At 68.0% G+C, this 15004-nt stretch carries 17 protein-coding genes; 8 read left to right on the forward strand and 9 right to left on the reverse strand.

What is annotated here, in order from left to right:
- Position 1 precedes the first annotated feature (1 nt).
- Genes holA through L7H23_RS10030 form a run of 4 tightly spaced genes read right to left on the reverse strand, consistent with a single transcriptional unit; the run spans position 2 to position 4627 of the window.
- On the reverse strand, positions 2 to 1033 hold the full coding sequence (gene holA, locus L7H23_RS10015) for a DNA polymerase III subunit delta (RefSeq protein ID WP_237835744.1): 1032 nt from the start codon (positions 1031 to 1033) through the stop codon (positions 2 to 4).
- Complete coding sequence (lptE, locus tag L7H23_RS10020) at positions 1030 to 1572, reverse strand: LPS assembly lipoprotein LptE (RefSeq protein ID WP_237835745.1); 543 nt, start codon at positions 1570 to 1572, stop codon at positions 1030 to 1032. Before lptE ends, holA begins: the two co-directional genes overlap by 4 nt.
- On the reverse strand, positions 1572 to 4121 hold the full coding sequence (leuS, locus tag L7H23_RS10025; RefSeq protein ID WP_237835746.1) for a leucine--tRNA ligase: 2550 nt from the start codon (positions 4119 to 4121) through the stop codon (positions 1572 to 1574). Before leuS ends, lptE begins: the two co-directional genes overlap by 1 nt.
- Positions 4122 to 4174: 53 nt before the next feature.
- Positions 4175 to 4627 carry a DUF3576 domain-containing protein gene (locus L7H23_RS10030; protein ID WP_237835747.1) on the reverse strand — a complete coding sequence of 151 codons (453 nt, stop codon included), beginning with the start codon at positions 4625 to 4627 and terminating at the stop codon, positions 4175 to 4177.
- On the opposite strand from L7H23_RS10030, the gene L7H23_RS10035 reads away from it, so the two are divergent.
- Both L7H23_RS10035 and L7H23_RS10040 read left to right on the forward strand, forming a co-directional pair.
- Positions 4620 to 4865 (forward strand): hypothetical protein, encoded by a 246-nt coding sequence (locus L7H23_RS10035; RefSeq protein ID WP_237835748.1) that lies wholly within the window; start codon positions 4620 to 4622, stop codon positions 4863 to 4865. The genes L7H23_RS10030 and L7H23_RS10035 overlap by 8 nt on opposite strands.
- A gap of 38 nt (positions 4866 to 4903) precedes the next feature.
- Positions 4904 to 5611 (forward strand): hypothetical protein, encoded by a 708-nt coding sequence (locus tag L7H23_RS10040; protein ID WP_237835749.1) that lies wholly within the window; start codon positions 4904 to 4906, stop codon positions 5609 to 5611.
- Here the strand turns inward: L7H23_RS10040 and L7H23_RS10045 are convergent.
- Positions 5584 to 6198 carry a thiamine phosphate synthase gene (locus L7H23_RS10045; protein ID WP_237835750.1) on the reverse strand — a complete coding sequence of 205 codons (615 nt, stop codon included), beginning with the start codon at positions 6196 to 6198 and terminating at the stop codon, positions 5584 to 5586. The genes L7H23_RS10040 and L7H23_RS10045 overlap by 28 nt on opposite strands.
- A gap of 57 nt (positions 6199 to 6255) precedes the next feature.
- Here L7H23_RS10045 and L7H23_RS10050 point away from each other — a divergent pair, with 57 nt between their 5' ends.
- A complete protein-coding gene (locus L7H23_RS10050; protein ID WP_237835751.1) occupies positions 6256 to 6918 on the forward strand; it encodes a YggS family pyridoxal phosphate-dependent enzyme in 663 nt (220 codons plus the stop codon).
- On the opposite strand, the gene L7H23_RS10055 is transcribed toward L7H23_RS10050, so the two are convergent.
- Both L7H23_RS10055 and L7H23_RS10060 read right to left on the reverse strand, forming a co-directional pair.
- On the reverse strand, positions 6915 to 7595 hold the full coding sequence (locus tag L7H23_RS10055) for a hypothetical protein (protein WP_237835752.1): 681 nt from the start codon (positions 7593 to 7595) through the stop codon (positions 6915 to 6917). The two genes, L7H23_RS10050 and L7H23_RS10055, sit on opposite strands and share 4 nt — an antisense overlap.
- A 33-nt stretch (positions 7596 to 7628) precedes the next feature.
- Positions 7629 to 8144 (reverse strand): DUF4402 domain-containing protein, encoded by a 516-nt coding sequence (locus L7H23_RS10060; protein ID WP_237835753.1) that lies wholly within the window; start codon positions 8142 to 8144, stop codon positions 7629 to 7631.
- Between the two features lie 96 nt (positions 8145 to 8240).
- Here L7H23_RS10060 and L7H23_RS10065 point away from each other — a divergent pair, with 96 nt between their 5' ends.
- The 5 genes from L7H23_RS10065 to L7H23_RS10085 all read left to right on the forward strand — a co-directional run bounded on the left by L7H23_RS10065 (position 8241) and on the right by L7H23_RS10085 (position 13852).
- On the forward strand, positions 8241 to 9314 hold the full coding sequence (locus L7H23_RS10065) for a type III polyketide synthase (RefSeq protein WP_237835754.1): 1074 nt from the start codon (positions 8241 to 8243) through the stop codon (positions 9312 to 9314).
- Positions 9315 to 9358: 44 nt separating this feature from the next.
- The gene (locus L7H23_RS10070; RefSeq protein ID WP_237839210.1) at positions 9359 to 10024 is read left to right on the forward strand and encodes a methyltransferase domain-containing protein; all 666 of its coding nucleotides are present in this window, start codon (positions 9359 to 9361) and stop codon (positions 10022 to 10024) included.
- Positions 10025 to 10028: 4 nt separating this feature from the next.
- Positions 10029 to 11132, forward strand: coding sequence for an FAD-dependent monooxygenase (locus L7H23_RS10075; RefSeq protein WP_237835755.1), 1104 nt, complete (start codon positions 10029 to 10031; stop codon positions 11130 to 11132).
- Positions 11133 to 11223: 91 nt separating this feature from the next.
- The gene (gene msrB, locus L7H23_RS10080) at positions 11224 to 11631 is read left to right on the forward strand and encodes a peptide-methionine (R)-S-oxide reductase MsrB (RefSeq protein WP_237835756.1); all 408 of its coding nucleotides are present in this window, start codon (positions 11224 to 11226) and stop codon (positions 11629 to 11631) included.
- A gap of 145 nt (positions 11632 to 11776) precedes the next feature.
- Complete coding sequence (locus tag L7H23_RS10085) at positions 11777 to 13852, forward strand: PBP1A family penicillin-binding protein (protein ID WP_237839211.1); 2076 nt, start codon at positions 11777 to 11779, stop codon at positions 13850 to 13852.
- On the opposite strand, the gene L7H23_RS10090 is transcribed toward L7H23_RS10085, so the two are convergent.
- Both L7H23_RS10090 and L7H23_RS10095 read right to left on the reverse strand, forming a co-directional pair.
- Positions 13849 to 14577 carry a YgjP-like metallopeptidase domain-containing protein gene (locus L7H23_RS10090; protein ID WP_237835757.1) on the reverse strand — a complete coding sequence of 243 codons (729 nt, stop codon included), beginning with the start codon at positions 14575 to 14577 and terminating at the stop codon, positions 13849 to 13851. The genes L7H23_RS10085 and L7H23_RS10090 overlap by 4 nt on opposite strands.
- Entirely contained in the window at positions 14558 to 15004 is a 447-nt protein-coding gene (locus L7H23_RS10095; protein ID WP_237835758.1) for a YcgN family cysteine cluster protein, read from the reverse strand. The genes L7H23_RS10090 and L7H23_RS10095 overlap by 20 nt, the downstream gene beginning before the upstream one ends.

Raw genomic sequence — 15004 nt, forward strand, 5'->3', positions numbered from 1 at the left:
GTTATCTGGCCCGGGCGGCCTGATGCGCGATATCAGTCATCAGCTTGCGGAACAGCACGGCGCCCGCGGTGCCCGAGGATTTGAGCGCGCGCTCGCAGTCGAGCAGGCGCGTCATCAGCCGCGCGACGCGGACCGAATCCCAGATATGAAGCTGCGCGGTCACCGCATCGCGTTCCTTCCAGAACACCCCGCTGCTCTTCGCCGCAACGACGGTCGCGGGATGTGCGCCGGCATCGACCTCGGCGCGGAGCCGGGCAAGCTGCATCGCGCGGATACCGAGCGCGCGGATGATACGAATCTCGGCGACCCCGACCGCCGCCGCCGTGCCCAGCATCTCGGGAAGCTCGCGCACCTTGCCGCCGAGCGCGACGTTGATGCACTCGCTGACATCCTCCTCGTGCGTCGCCGCGCCAAGCGCCGCGATATCGGCCGCGGTGACCTGTCGCTGGCGATCCGGGGCCGCGTCGAGATAGAGCGCGATCTTCTCGATCTCGCGGCGCATCAGCGCCTGATCGCCCGACACAAGATCAACAAGCAACTGCGCCTCCGCATTGCCGAGCCGCAGCCCCTGCTCCTGCGCCGCACCCATTGCGATGCCGACGAGCGCGCGGCGATCGGGCTGGTAGCAGATCGCGGCGACCGCATGGTTCGACCCTTCGACGAGCTTCACCAGCTTCGATTTGGCGGTGATCGAGGCACCGCTGGCGATCACGGGGTTGATCGCAGTCTCGGCAGCGAGCAGCGCCTCGACCGCAGCCAGACTGTCGTCGCCGCTGCCCGATATCTCGAGCCGGATCACCCGCGCGGGCGAGAAAAGCGACATCGACGCGGCCTCGGCGGCGAGCAGCGACGGATCCTGCGACACTTGCGATCCGGTCAGGTCGAGCCGTTCGGCATCCTTGCCCGCCAGACCGATCAGATGGCTGGCCACGGCCTCCATCGTCGCTTCGTCGGGGCCGGTCAGAAGAGTGAAACGAACCGCGGGATCGAGGCGCGTCTGGCGTTCGAGTTCGTTCGGCTTGACGCTCTTCATTGCCCGGCGGGCGCGGGCGCGTCGGCAGTGCGTCCGCCGCCGCGGTCGGCGAAGACCGCAAGCCGCGTCACGATCTGGTCGGCAACCGCCGAGGCCAGCCGTTCAAGCGCCGAGGATTCGGCGGCAATCGTCGCATATTCGCTGCCAACGACGTCGATCCCCGCATCGGAAAAGGCGGTCGCGTCGAGCAGGACCTCGCCGGTGCCGGCATCGACGAGCTGATAGCGCGCGCGCAGCGTCCGCCGTTCGCGCGTCACGGCATCGTCGGCGCGAACGCCGAAGCCGGTGATCGAATCCTCGAGCCGGACGTCGAGGCGAAGCCGGTTGCCCGCGCCCTGGCCGCCCTGCGTCGCCTGCAGCCGGTCACGAAGCGCATTGCGGACAAGGAAGCCCGAATGTCCCTCGATCGGCGCGACGTCGACGTCGGCGAGCACTTGCGCCACCGCGCCCTTGCTTCCGTTCGCATAGAGCGGACGCAGCCCGCAGCCGCCCAGAGTGAGCGAGGCTGCGACAAGGGCGGAGACGAGAAGGCTGCGCATCAGGGTACGATATTGACCAGACGGTCGGGGACCACAATCACCTTTTTGGGTGCGGCACCCGCAAGCAGCTCGACGATGCGCGGGCGCGCGAGCGCGGCGGCTTCGGTCGCATCCTTGTCGAGGCCCTTGGCGATCGTCATCGTATCGCGAAGCTTACCCGCCATCTGGATCGCGATTGTCACCTCGTCATCGACGAGCAGTGCCGGATCGGCGACGGGCCATGCGGCATCGGCGACCATCGCAGTCGTGCGCTGGCCTATCGGCAGCGCCGCCCACGCCTCTTCGGCGAGGTGCGGCATCATCGGCGCGACGAGCAGGATCAGCGTCCGGCACGCCTCGGCGCGGGTCGCGGAGGGCTTCGCCTTCTCGATCTCGTTGGCAAGCGCGTGGATTTTCGCGACGGCCTTGTTGAAGCCCAGCGCCTCGACGTCGGCGGCGACGCCGGCGATCGCCTGATGGAGCTTGCGCGCGAGCGCCTTGTCTTCACCGCCGTCGCCGATGTTTTCGGTGTCGCCGAACAGGCGCCACAGGCGCTGGACGAAGCGCCACGCGCCCTCGATACCCGCCTCGCTCCACGGCAGGTCGCGTTCGGGCGGGCTGTCGGAGAGCATGAACCAGCGCACCGCGTCGGCGCCATACTGGTCGAGGATGGCGTCGGGATCGACGACATTCTTCTTCGACTTCGACATCTTGATGACGCGGCCGACATCGACCGGCGCGCCGTCGGATTCGAGCGTCGCGCCGTCGGCGGTGCGGACGATCTCGTCGGGCGTGAAGAAGAGCGGGGCATGGCCCTCGCCCTGCTCGCGGCTGTAAGTTTCGTGCGTCACCATCCCCTGTGTGAACAGGCTGGCGAAGGGCTCCCTGATGTCGATCATCCCGAGCTTGTTCAGCGCGCGCGTCCAGAAGCGCGCATAGAGCAGGTGGAGGATCGCATGTTCGATACCGCCGATATACTGGTCGACGGGCAGCCAGCGGCGGATGACGTCGGCGTCGAACGGCTTGTCCGCCGGGGCCGACGCGAAGCGCAGGAAATACCACGACGAATCGACGAAGGTGTCGAGCGTGTCGGTCTCGCGCACCGCGTCGCCACCGCACGACGGACAGGCGACATGCTTCCACGTCGGATGACGATCGAGCGGGTTGCCGGGGACCGAGAAATCGGCGTCTTCGGGCAGCACGACGGGAAGCTGGCCCTTGGGCACCGGCAGCAGCCCGCACGCATCGCAATGGATGAAGGGGATCGGCGTGCCCCAATAGCGCTGGCGCGAGACGCCCCAGTCGCGCAGGCGCCATACGGTCGTGCCCTTGCCCCAGCCCTCATGCTCCGAGCGCGCGATGACGGCGGCCTTCGCCTCGTCGATCGTCATGCCGTCGAGGAAATGGCTGTTCACCAGCTTGCCGGGGCCGACATAGGCCTCGTCGCCATGGAAGACCTGGCCGGTCTCGTCGCCGTCGGCGATCACGCGGTGGACGGGCAGGTGATATTTGCGCGAGAAATCGAGGTCGCGCTGATCATGCGCCGGGCAACCGAAGATCGCACCCGTGCCATAATCCATCAGCACATAATTCACGACCCAGACGGGCAGGTGCCAGTCGGGATCGAGCGGATGTTCGACCGAAATGCCGGTGTCGAAGCCGAGTTTCTCGCCCGTTTCGAGCTGTTCGGCCGACGTGCCCTGACGGCGACATTCCTCGATGAACGCGGTCAGTTCGGGCGAATCCTTCGCGAGGCGTTCAGCGAGCGGATGGTCGGGCGAAATCGCCGCGAAGCTCGCGCCGAACAGCGTGTCGGGCCGCGTCGTGAAGACGTCGAAGCCGACCGCACCGCCTGCGAGTTTGAACGAGAACTCCAGCCCCTGCGACTTGCCGATCCAGTTTTCCTGCATCAGCCGCACCTTGTCGGGCCATTTGTCGAGACCATCCAGCCCCTCGAGCAGCTCGTCGGCGAAATCGGTGATCTTCAGGAACCACTGCGACAGCTTCTTCTTTTCGACCAGCGCGCCCGAGCGCCAGCCGCGACCATCGATCACCTGCTCGTTCGCGAGCACGGTCATGTCGACGGGGTCCCAGTTGACGTAGCTTTCCTTGCGCGTGACGAGGCCATGCGCGAACAGGTCGAGGAACAGCGCCTGTTCCTGCCCGTAATAGTCGGGTTCGCAGGTCGCGAGCTCGCGGCTCCAGTCGATCGCGAGGCCGAGGCGCTTCAGCTGGCCGCGCATCGAGGCGATATTGTCGCGCGTCCAGCCGCCGGGGTGGACGCCCTTTTCCATCGCCGCATTTTCGGCCGGCATGCCGAACGCGTCCCAGCCCATCGGGTGGAGCACGTCGTGGCCGGTCATCCGCTTGAAGCGCGCGAGCACGTCGCCCATCGCATAGTTGCGGACGTGGCCCATATGGATGCGCCCCGAGGGATAGGGGAACATCTCGAGGATATAGGCTTTCGGCTTGTCGGCCGCGTCGGTGGTCACGAAGCTGTTCGCGGCCTCCCAGGCAGCCTGCCATCGGGCATCGGCGGCCAGGGCGCCAAAGCGCGTTTCGCGGGTCATTCGTTGCTTACCCCGTTAGTCTGTCTGGGCGGGCGCGAACCGCGCGCGCCGGATTAGCCGTCGATGGCGCTGCGGCGCAGGTCGCGGGCGCGGGTGAGGATGATTTCCTCGAGCTTCTGGACCGTCGCCGCCTGCACGGGTGCGTCGACCCAGCTGCCGCCCTGTGCGACCTGGCGCGACGCCGCGACGCGAAGCGCATCGGCGCGAAGGTCGCGGTCGAGGATCGACACGGTGACCTTCATCCGTTCGCCGGGGTTCGCCGGATTGGCGTACCAGTCGGTGATGATGACGCCGCCCGAGCTGTCGGCCTGAAGCAGCGGCATGAACGACAGAGCGTCGAGCGACGCACGCCACAGATAGGAGTTCACGCCAATCGTCGTCACCTGCGATGCCGCAAGGTCGGCCTTCGGCTTTTCCTTGCCGGCGCAGGCCGACAGGCCGAGCGCCGCGACGCCGAGCAGTGCCAGCGTGGCCGAACGCGAGGCAAGGAGGGTAAGCTTGGACATGCCGAACACCTTATCTTTCAAAGCGCCGCAAAAGGCCGCGCTGCCGGAAATTTCCAGCGTCTCTATCGCCCTTGCCGCCGTCCGGCAAGCGCGGCAATTCGCTCTTTCCCGCCGTTCATCGTGGGGCAAGCTTCGGGGCGCACTGTGGTGTTCGCGCAACAACTTCGGCGAAAAGCCGGAGAGGCGCGATATTATGATCGGGAATCACTGGAATTATCCCCGCCGGAGTCCTATCTGACGACTCAATCGGGGTTTGGAGTCGCAGACATGGCGCGGATGCCGCGACATCTTTGGAAAGCAGGGCTGTTCGCCGGCGCGGCGATTACGGTTGCGCTTCCGCCTGCGCTCGCCGCGATGACGCGGACCAGCAGCACCAGCGAAACCTCGATTTCCGAAACGCTGCTCGGTCAGTTCACGCCCGCGTCGGGCGACGCGCGACTGATTGCGCGATACAAGAATATTCCCGTCGAGGGGCGTGACGGCTTTGCCTTTACGCCGGCCGCGATCGACACGGGCCGCAAGAACCGGGCGATCACCGTCGTGATTCGCGCCCGCGACGAAGCATCGAGCGCCGCCCGCACCAGCGGACTGGCCGCCGGCCGCGTCAACGCACCGATCGCGATCGCACCGGTCGCCTATGATCTGGGCGCTTCGCTCGGCTTCCAGAAGTTCGTGACGCCGGCCCTGCCGCGCGGGATCGACCTGCGCAATCTGCCGGTCGCCAAGGCACCCGAGCAGGCCGAGAAGAAATCGCGCTTTGCGACGCGCGTTATCAATCGCCCGAGCGACCCCGCCGGCGCGACCGATCGCGTCACCTCGCCCGGCGACGACCAGAATGTCGATGTCGTCAGCAGCTATCGCCTGACCAAGAACCTCGATGTCACCGCCGGGGTGCGGTATCGCACCGACGACCGCGCCCAGCCGCTGACCGATTCGCGTCGCGACAGCCAGGCGGTCTATGTCGGAACCGCCTTCCGCTTCTGACGCGTCCGGCGCCTCGTCGCCTTTTCTTCCCACGCATCGATCGCCGCCCAGCCGGAGTCGAGTCCGCTTGCGCGTTTCAGTTCGCGCGCTCGCGCGCCGGACATGCCGCCGAGCGCGATCGGCTTTGCCTTCGCCAGTCGCGCGAGCCGCAGCCACGCGGCACGGCCGATTGCAGCGGCGCCGGGGTGCGAACGGGTCGGATGGAGCGGCGAGATAAAGGCGCCGTCGGCTTCGGCGCGTTTCGCCGCCCGCGCCTCTAGCGGGGTGTGGACGGGCATGGTGACGACAAGGCCGATGCGACGCGCCTGTCCCGCTTGCCCGGCACGATGCTGGCGAAGATGGACGCCATCGGCCCCCCATCGCTTCGCCAGCGCCGGCGATCCGGCAAGCAGAAGCATCAGATTTCGGGTCCGCGCCGTACGTGCGAGACGGCGCAGCAGTCGCCAGCGCGCGCCGGGCTTCAGGCTGTCGTGGCGCAGCACGATCCCGCTGCCGGGGGGCAGGATTGCGGCGAGTTCGGTCATCGGGACGGCAAGACGCTCGTCGCTGAACAGCCAAATTTCGGGGAGAGGGTGGCGCCGGACCATCGTGCTTTCTATAGGCACGCCGCGGGCGCACGCAACGCGCCCTTCAAGGGATCGATTATGAGCGACGCGGCAGACCGGCTGGCCGAAGTAAAGGCGAATATCGCGGAGGCGGCGAAACGCGCGCAGCGCAAGGCCGGCGATATCTGCCTGATCGCGGTATCGAAAACGCACGAGGCGGACGCAATCCGCCCGCTGATCGCCGCTGGTCAGCGCCATTTCGGCGAAAACCGCGTTCAGGAAGCCGCCGCCAAATGGCCCGCACTGCGCGCCGAAGCCGGCGACATCACGCTCCACCTGATCGGACAGTTGCAGTCGAACAAGGCCGAGGAAGCGGTGGAATTGTTCGATGCGATCCATTCGGTCGATCGCCCGTCGCTGGTTCAGGCGCTGGCAAAGGCCTGCGCGAAGGCGGGCAGGCGGCCGCAGATGTTCGTGCAGGTCAATGTCGGCGACGAGGAACAGAAGGGCGGCTGTGCGGTCGCCGACCTCCCCGCGCTGCTGGCCGAAGCCGCCGAAGCCGGCCTGACGATCGACGGTCTGATGGCGATCCCGCCCGCCGACGTCGAACCTGCGCCTTATTTTGCGCTGCTCGACGAACTCGCCGAGCGTCACGACCTGCCGCTGCGCTCGATGGGGATGAGCGGCGACTATGAAACTGCGGTCATGCTGGGCGCGACACATGTGCGCGTCGGGACGGCGCTGTTCGGGGCGCGAGACTAACGCTGGCCGGGGGCGGCGCGGAAAACCACCGGATCGATAAGCGCGTCGGCAACGACACGGTCCATCATCCAGCCGCTGTCTGGCACGCTGCCGTCGTCGGAGTAGTTCCACCGCGACACGATCAAATCCCGGCTGAAATCGTCCTGCGTCGAATAGCAGACAATCGTACCGACAAGGCCGTCGCCGAGATCGAAGCATCGGGCCTGTACACCGGCGACTTCGCCCGAACGGCAGCGGCTGAACCAGCTGCATTTCGGCTGCTCTTTGATCCAGTCATCGGTCAGGAACCTGCCGCGTGGTCCCGGCTTGATCTCGACGCTGCGGCGAAGCGATATCGAGGCGGTACAGGCATCGGAATCGGTCGCGATGGACGGCGCGTCCTCGAATATCGCGAGACCGGCAGAGCCGCGGTAGATCCGGCGGACACCCTCCGAAAGGAGATCGCGTCCCGCAATCCGGGGTTCGATCCCGCGCTCCCTGCACGTCGCCTCAAGCGTTTCCAGCCTTTCGTTCACGTCGGCCCGGCTGAAACGAAATTCGGCATAAAGCCCCCGAATCGGAGCCTGTTTCGAGCCCGCAGTCCCTTCGGGTAACGGCGCAAGCCAATCCGCCGCACTCGCGGGCGAGGCCGTCAGAGCAAGGAAGAGGGCCACCAGGGCCGCAACGATCGGCTTCATGGCGCAGACATAACAGCTGCAGAACGGCGGGTCTTACTGATATTCGACCGTAACGGGGATACGGCCGCGATAATCGCCGCCGCTGGCGCCGGCGACCTGGAGCCGGCCGCCGAACCGGAATTGCAGGCGGCCGTCGGGGCCGAGGCGCGGAGTGGGCGAAAGATCGGTCGCAAGGCCCGTGACACGCGCGGTGCGGCCGTCGCCGCTTTCGAGATCGACCGTCGCGGGCAGATAGACGCGCACTTCGGCGCCGGGTTCGCCGCTGACGGTGACGACGCCGGTCAGCGCAAAGCCACCCAGATCGACGACATTGCCGCTGAGACGGCGCGCGCCGGTCAGCGGGTCGATCGCGACCTCCCCGCCGCCTGCGCCTGCCGCGACGCGGCCCATATCGAGCTGGGTTTCGACCTCGACGCGCAGCGGCGTTTCCGCCTTGTGCCTGACGAGCGTGGCGCCGCCCTCGTCCTTGCCGCACAGCATGCACTGCGCCGCCGACGGAGACGGCGCGGCAAAAAGCAGCGAGAGGCCGAGGATCAGGCGCAGTTTCACGTCCGCCACCCTAGACCGTCATGGTTAACCCGCAGTAAAATGACCGCCGCGCCATTCCGCTGGCGGCAGCCTGCATTTGGGTCTAACCAGCGGCCGATGAGCAGCTCCCGGCTCCCCCTGCCCCGACTCAACGCCCTCGCGACCGCGGTCCCGACTCACGATATCCATCAGGCCTTCATCGACTGGGCGACCCCGCGCCTGACCGACGAGCGCGTCCGCGCACTCTTTTCGCGGATGGCGACACGGTCGGGAATCGCGCATCGCTGGTCGGTGCTGCCGCCAACCGCCGATGGCGGCTCGCCGGTCGCGCGGGGCGGTTTCTACGACGTCCCCGGCTTGCCCCCGACCTCCGCGCGGATGAGCGCCTATGCAAGCCACGCGCCCGATCTGGCGATGCAGGCGATCGCGAAGCTGGGCGATGCGTTCGATCCGGCGCGGGTGACACATATCGTCGTCGCGAGCTGCACCGGCTTCGTCGCGCCGGGCATCGACCAGATCCTTGCGCGGCGGCTGGGCCTGCCCGCTACCGTTGAGCGCGTGCTGATCGGCTTCATGGGCTGCTATGCCGGGGTCACCGCATTGCGCACCGCGCGGCATATCGTCCGGTCGCAGCCCGACGCGGTGGTGCTGGTCGTCAGTGTCGAGCTTTCAACGCTGCATCTGCAGCTCGAGGACAAGCCCGAGCCGCTGCTCGCCATGCTTCAGTTCAGCGACGGCGCCGCGGCGGGGATCGTTTCGGCCGATCCGGCCGGCCTCGAACTCGGCGACGGCATCAGTCTGGCGCTCGACGACAGCGCCGACCTCATCCGCTGGGACATCGGCGACACCGGCTTCGCGATGCACCTGTCGGGCGAAGTGCCCGGGCGGCTGCGCGAGGCGCTGTCGGCACCCGCGGTACGGGGGCAACTTTTCGACGGAGCCGGACCGCCCGGATTGCTGGCGATCCATGCGGGCGGGCGCTCGGTGCTCGACGCGGTCGAACATGCCCTCGCCGTTCCCGCCGAAGCGCTTGCCGACAGCCGTTCGGTGCTCGAACGCTTCGGCAATATGTCGTCGGCGACGATCCTGTTCGTGCTCGCCGAAATGATGGCGCGCGGCGCGGAAGGGCAGGGGATCGCGATCGCCTTCGGCCCCGGCCTTGCCGCCGAGGCGATCCGGTTTTCGGCGTGAACCCTTTCGCCAGCCTCGCCGGGCCGATCGCGCGCGAGGAGGAGATGGACGCCGCCGAACTGCCACCCGTCCGCTATGCGAAAGTGCTCGCCGACCTGTCGCGCGTCAACGCGCTGACCCTCGCCCGGCGGCCGACGGTCGGCTTTCTGGAACGCGTGCGGGCGCGGGGCATCGGTATGAAACCGTGGCGCATCCTCGACGTCGGCTTCGGCGCTGGCGATATGCTGGCGCGGATCGCGCGCTGGGCCGATGCGCGCGGCGTTCCGGTCGATCTCGCCGGCGTCGACCTCAATCCGAAAAGCGCGCCGGTGGCCGAAGCGGAGCTCGGCGGCCGCGCGACGCTGGTTACCGGCGATTATCGCGATCTGGCGGGGCAGGGGTGGGACATCATCCTCTCCAGCCTCGTCGCGCATCATATGACGCCGGCGCAGCGTAGCGAATTCCTCCGCTTCATGGACCGCGAATGCGCACGCGGCTGGCTGGTCAACGACCTCCATCGCCAGCGCCTGCCGTTCATGGGTTTTCCGCTGCTCGCGGTGCTCGCCCTCGCCGACCCGATCGTGCGCCGCGACGGTCAGCTTTCGGTCGGGCGCAGCTTTCGGCGCGCCGAGTGGCAGGCGATGCTCGCCGAGGCGCTGCCCGATACGGCCGGCGCATGCCGGATCTTCCGCAGCTTCCCCTATCGCCTCTGCGTCGAGCGCATCCGGTGATCGGATGACCGCGACCGACGCGATCGTCGTCGGCGCCGGCCCCGCCGGCTCGGCAGCGGCGATCGGGCTGGCCCGCGCCGGGGCAAGGACGCTGCTGCTCGAACGGTCGCGAGAGACCGGCGATGCGCTGTGCGGCGGATTTCTGAGCTGGCAAACGCTGGCACGGCTCGAGGCGCTCGGCATCGACCGCGCGGCGCTTGGCGGCCAGCCCGTCGGCCGCGTACGCCTGCTTGCGGGCGAACGGCGGAGCGAGACGCGGCTGCCCTCGGCAGCGATGGGAGTGTCGCGGCTCCGGCTCGATGGCGCCCTGCAGGCGATCGCCATAACCGCCGGAGCCGGGCTCGAACGTCCGGTGCATGCGACTTCGATCGAGGCGGGCAGCGTCCGGACGCGCGACGGCGCAATGCTGGCTGCGCCCTCGATCTTTCTGGCGGCGGGCAAGCATGGTTTCCGCGGTTTTCCGCGCGAACCCGCCGCGTGGCAGCGCGGCGACCCCGCGATCGGCCTGCGGCTCAGGCTTCCGGCGCATCCGGCGCTCGACCGCCTCGTCGGCGACGCGGTCGAACTGCATCTTTTGGATCGCGGCTATGCCGGGCTCGTCCGGCAGGAGGACGGGAGCGGCAACCTGTGCCTCGCGGTTCACAAGTCGCGGCTCGACGAAGCCGGCGGCGATCCGGCCTCGCTGCTTCGGGCGCTCGGCGACAGCCTGCCGCATCTCGGCGAACGGCTGGCCTATGCGGACTGGAACCGCGCGGTCGATGCGATCGGCCATGTTCCCTATGGCTGGCGCACCGGCGAGACGTCGCCCGGTCTGTTCCGCCTCGGCGATCAGGCCGGCGTCATCCCGTCGCTCGCGGGCGAAGGCATGGGGCTGGCGCTGGCAAGCGCCGAGGCGGCGGTGACGGCGTGGCGTCACGGCGGGCCGGGTGCGGCAACCGCGTATCAGGAACGGCTGGCGGAGCGGATGGCGCGGCCCTTTGCGCTCGCGAATCTCGTCTGGCGGGCCGGCGAAAGCCGGCGAACCGCGGCGCCGATGACGATCATGGCGTCACTTTTTCCCGCGATGGTGCGAATGATATCGCAGGCGACGCGCATCGACACCCGTTGAGCCTGCGCCCCTTGCGGCCGCGCTGCCGAAAGCCGATATTGGAGCCAACAGCGAAGACGCCCGAAAACGGCGCATCCGAAGGAGATTTCGCATGACCGATCCGAAAACCGAAAAGACGCTCGATCCCATGGCGCACCACGTGCTGCGCGAAGGCGGCACCGAGCGCGCCTTCACCGGCAAATATACCGATCACAAGGGCGACGGCGTCTATCGCTGCGCCGGTTGCGGCGAACCCTTGTTCGACAGCAAGACCAAATATGACAGCGGGTCGGGCTGGCCCAGCTATACGGCGCCCGCCGGCGAGGGCTCGGTAAGCGAGCATCACGACCGGAGCCATGGCATGGTCCGCACCGAAGTGCGCTGCGCGAAGTGCGAAGGTCACCTGGGCCATGTCTTCCCCGACGGCCCCGGACCGACGGGCCTGCGCTACTGCATCAACAGCGCGGCGCTTGACTTCGCCGACCGCGGGCAGGATGAGGCTGACACCGGCAAAGGTTAACCGATCCGCCGGCACTGACGCATCAGGGGCGCAGTGAGGGAAGGAACACACAGCTTTGCGCCGCGAACGACAGCAGGCAACCGCAGGTAAATCGACATCTTCGGGCAAGGGTGGAGGCGCGTCGCCTCCGCCGTCGCGATTTCGCATCTGGCTCCGGCGGCTGTTCCGCTGGGGCCTTGGCCTTGCCTTTGTCGGGCTGGTCGCGGTCGCGGTCGCGGTCGGCATTGCGGTGCAGCGTATCCCGAGCTTCGAGGAGCTGAAGAAATCGCCTGCCGGCCAGACGATCCGCGTCCACGCCGCCGACGGTACCGTCTTCCTGTCGCTCGGCCCCAATTACGGGCGCTGGCTGACGCTCCGCGAGACACCGCAGGTGATGCAGGACGCGATGGTCGCGGTCGAGGACCGGCGCTTTCGCTATCACCCGGGCGTCGACCCCGTCGGCCTGAGCCGCGCCGCGGTGTTCGCGGTCGAGCATTATGGTACCGGTCGCCGCATGCAGGGCGCGTCGACGATCACCCAGCAGCTCGCACGCAATATCTTCCTGTCGAACAGCTATACCTGGACCCGCAAGGGCCGCGAGATGATCCTCGCGATGGCGCTCGAGTGGAAATTCTCGAAGGACGAACTCCTCGAGCTCTATCTGAACAAGGTCTATTTCGGCGGCGGCAGCTATGGCATCGACGCGGCATCGCGCCGCTTCTTCGGACACAGCGCCACCGAAATGTCGCTCTCCGAAGCCGCGGTGGTCGCGGGCCTCGTCAAGGCGCCGTCGCGCTATTCGCCGACCGCCGACGCGCAGGCCGCACTCGGCCGCGCCGGCGTGGTGCTCGACGTGATGGTCGACGCGGGCGTGATCACGCGCAGCCAGGCCGACAATGCCAAGCCCGCCGATGTCCAGATGGCGCAGGAAACCGGACAGAACAGCGCGCGCTATTTCAGCGACTGGGCGCTGCCGCAACTCGACATGTTGATCGACGAAGGCAGCGAGGCACTCGACGTCTATACGACGATCGACCTCGACATGCAGCGCGCCGCGACGGCCGCGATCCAGGCCGATACGCCAAAGGGCGTGCAGGCCGCCCTCGTCTCGCTCGACCGCGACGGCGCGGTGCGCGCGATGGTCGGCGGCACCGACTATGTCGCGTCGAACTATAACCGTGCGACGCAGGCGATGCGCCAGCCGGGTTCTGCGTGGAAGCTGTTCGTCTATATGGCGGCGCTCGAGTCAGGCTATAAGGTCAATGATCCCGTCGTCGACGAACCGGTGACGATCAACGGCTGGAGCCCGCGCAACTCGTCGGGGCGGTTTGCGGGCGCGATGGATCTGCGCACCGCCTTCGCCTATTCGGTCAACACCGTCGCGGCGAAGCTCGGCGACGAGGTCGGCTTCTCCGCCGTCGCGAACATGGCGCGTCGCTTCGGCATCACGACCCCGATCAACACCCACCCCTCGATGGTGCTCGGCAGCGCCGAGGTGCGGGTGATCGACATGACCGCCGCGTTCGCCGCAGTCGCACGCAAGGGCGTATCGGTCGAGCCCTATGGCATCACCAAGGTGACGACCGCCGACGGGCGCCTGCTCTATCAACGCCCCGCCGAACGTGGACAGCAGCTGGTCGACAGCTGGGTCGCCGCAGGCATTACCGACCTGCTCCAGACCGCCGTCAATACCGGCACCGGCAAGGCGGCCCAGATCGGCCGCCCCGTCGCGGGCAAGACCGGCACGACGTCGAGCAACAAGGACGGCTGGTTCCTCGGCTTTTCGAGCGGGCTGACAACGGGCGTCTGGATGGGCCGCGACGATGCGAAACCCGTCGGAGGGCTGCAGGGCGGCCGCGCGCCGGCAAAGGCGTTCGCCGACTATATGCGCGTCGCGGTCGCACGGCGCCCGGTCGAGGCGTTCGATACCGAGGTCAAGCTTCCCGAATGGCAGCTCGAGGACGAAGGCGACGCCTATATGGGCGAACCCGGGTCGGACGGGCTGGTCGACGAGAATGGCATGCCGATCGAACTGCCTTCGGCCGCGCCGCCGCCCGACGGCGACAACCCGCCGCCGCAGGAAGGCGATGGCCCGGTGCTCAACCAGCAATGGATCGAGGAGCAGACGGGACGACGCCCGGCGGACAATGGCGCGGGGAAGAATATCCCGCCACCGCCTAAGGCGATCCCGCTCGTGAAGGGCCTGCCGCCGCGGCCGCAGCAGAACGGCGAAGGAAACTAGGTAAAGCGGTAGCGGTGGAGCCCGCGCCCTTCGCGGCGCAGCCACGCGCGTGCCGCGCCGACATCGCCGTCGTGCAGTTCGTCGACCAGCGCGTGGAAATCGGCACCATGATCCATGTGGCGAAGATGCGCGACCTCGTGCGCGACCGTCGCGCGCCGGACATGGGCTGGCGCCATGACCAGCCGCCAGCTGTAGCGAAGGTCGCCTTCATGGGTGCAGCTGCCCCAGCGGCTGCGCGGATCGCCGACGCCGACGCGGCCGACATTCAGCCCCGCCTGCGCCGCGATCTCGCGGCTCTCGCGCGCCATCAGGTCGAGCGCCTCGGCCTTCAGCCAGCGCTCGATACGGCGGCCCACGGTCTCTGCGGGGCCGCCCAGACATAGCCGGTCGCCTTCCAGCCTGACCGCGCGCGGCGCCGCGACCGACCAGTCGACCCGCCGTTCGATTCCAAAGACGGGCACGCATGCACCGGGGGCGACAAGAACCGGTGCGGCGGCCTTGCCCACCTGTTCGTGAAGCCAGTCCTGCTGCCCGCTTGCCCATTCGAGCGCGCGGGCAACGCTGGCGCGGCGGGGCAGGGTCAGGCGCAGCTCGCCGCGGGCACCGTCGAAGATCAGCTTGTACCGCCGCGACCGGGAATGATGGACGAGCCGCACCGGCCACGCCGTCTCGCCGACACGGATGTGCGGGCCGTCGGCGCCGGGATCAAACGACGCGTTCGACAAGATGATTCTCCAACGGGCCCGCCATATCTTCGCCCACGGTCCAGCCGACGATCGATTCGCCCGCGCGGTGCACCGCATCGCGATCGCCGCAGACGAGATAATGCCATTCGGGCAGAGGCTCGCCCTCGGCGCGCAGGCGATAGGCACAGGTTTGCGGCAGCCATTCGATATCGTCGACCTTGGTCTTGGTCAGCGTAAGGCAATCGGGCACATGGCGGCGGCGATGTTTGTAATCGCCGCAACGCGCGGTCGCGAGGTCGAGCAGACGGCACGCGACATTGGTCGGATAGATGCGCCCCGTATCCTCGTCCTCGAGCTTGTGGAGGCAGCATTTGCCGCAGCCGTCACACAGCGCCTCCCACTGACCCGCGTCGAGGCTGGCAAGCGGCGCCTCCCAGAAGGGGCGCTCCGGTGTCGCCCCCGCCAT

The organism is Sphingopyxis sp. BSN-002, from assembly GCF_022024275.1.
Taxonomy (GTDB): domain Bacteria; phylum Pseudomonadota; class Alphaproteobacteria; order Sphingomonadales; family Sphingomonadaceae; genus Sphingopyxis.

Excerpts from the sequence above, each read along its gene's own strand:
- holA (WP_237835744.1), bottom strand. The coding sequence starts at position 1,033 with ATGAAGAGCGTCAAGCCGAACGAACTCGAACGCCAGACGCGCCTCGAT.
- lptE (WP_237835745.1), bottom strand. The coding sequence starts at position 1,572 with ATGCGCAGCCTTCTCGTCTCCGCCCTTGTCGCAGCCTCGCTCACTCTG.
- leuS (WP_237835746.1), bottom strand. The coding sequence starts at position 4,121 with ATGACCCGCGAAACGCGCTTTGGCGCCCTGGCCGCCGATGCCCGATGG.
- L7H23_RS10030 (WP_237835747.1), bottom strand. The coding sequence starts at position 4,627 with ATGTCCAAGCTTACCCTCCTTGCCTCGCGTTCGGCCACGCTGGCACTG.
- L7H23_RS10040 (WP_237835749.1), top strand. The coding sequence starts at position 4,904 with ATGCCGCGACATCTTTGGAAAGCAGGGCTGTTCGCCGGCGCGGCGATT.
- L7H23_RS10045 (WP_237835750.1), bottom strand. The coding sequence starts at position 6,198 with ATGGTCCGGCGCCACCCTCTCCCCGAAATTTGGCTGTTCAGCGACGAG.
- L7H23_RS10050 (WP_237835751.1), top strand. The coding sequence starts at position 6,256 with ATGAGCGACGCGGCAGACCGGCTGGCCGAAGTAAAGGCGAATATCGCG.
- L7H23_RS10055 (WP_237835752.1), bottom strand. The coding sequence starts at position 7,595 with ATGAAGCCGATCGTTGCGGCCCTGGTGGCCCTCTTCCTTGCTCTGACG.
- L7H23_RS10065 (WP_237835754.1), top strand. The coding sequence starts at position 8,241 with ATGAGCAGCTCCCGGCTCCCCCTGCCCCGACTCAACGCCCTCGCGACC.
- L7H23_RS10070 (WP_237839210.1), top strand. The coding sequence starts at position 9,359 with ATGGACGCCGCCGAACTGCCACCCGTCCGCTATGCGAAAGTGCTCGCC.
- L7H23_RS10075 (WP_237835755.1), top strand. The coding sequence starts at position 10,029 with ATGACCGCGACCGACGCGATCGTCGTCGGCGCCGGCCCCGCCGGCTCG.
- msrB (WP_237835756.1), top strand. The coding sequence starts at position 11,224 with ATGACCGATCCGAAAACCGAAAAGACGCTCGATCCCATGGCGCACCAC.
- L7H23_RS10095 (WP_237835758.1), bottom strand. The coding sequence starts at position 15,004 with ATGGCGGGGGCGACACCGGAGCGCCCCTTCTGGGAGGCGCCGCTTGCC.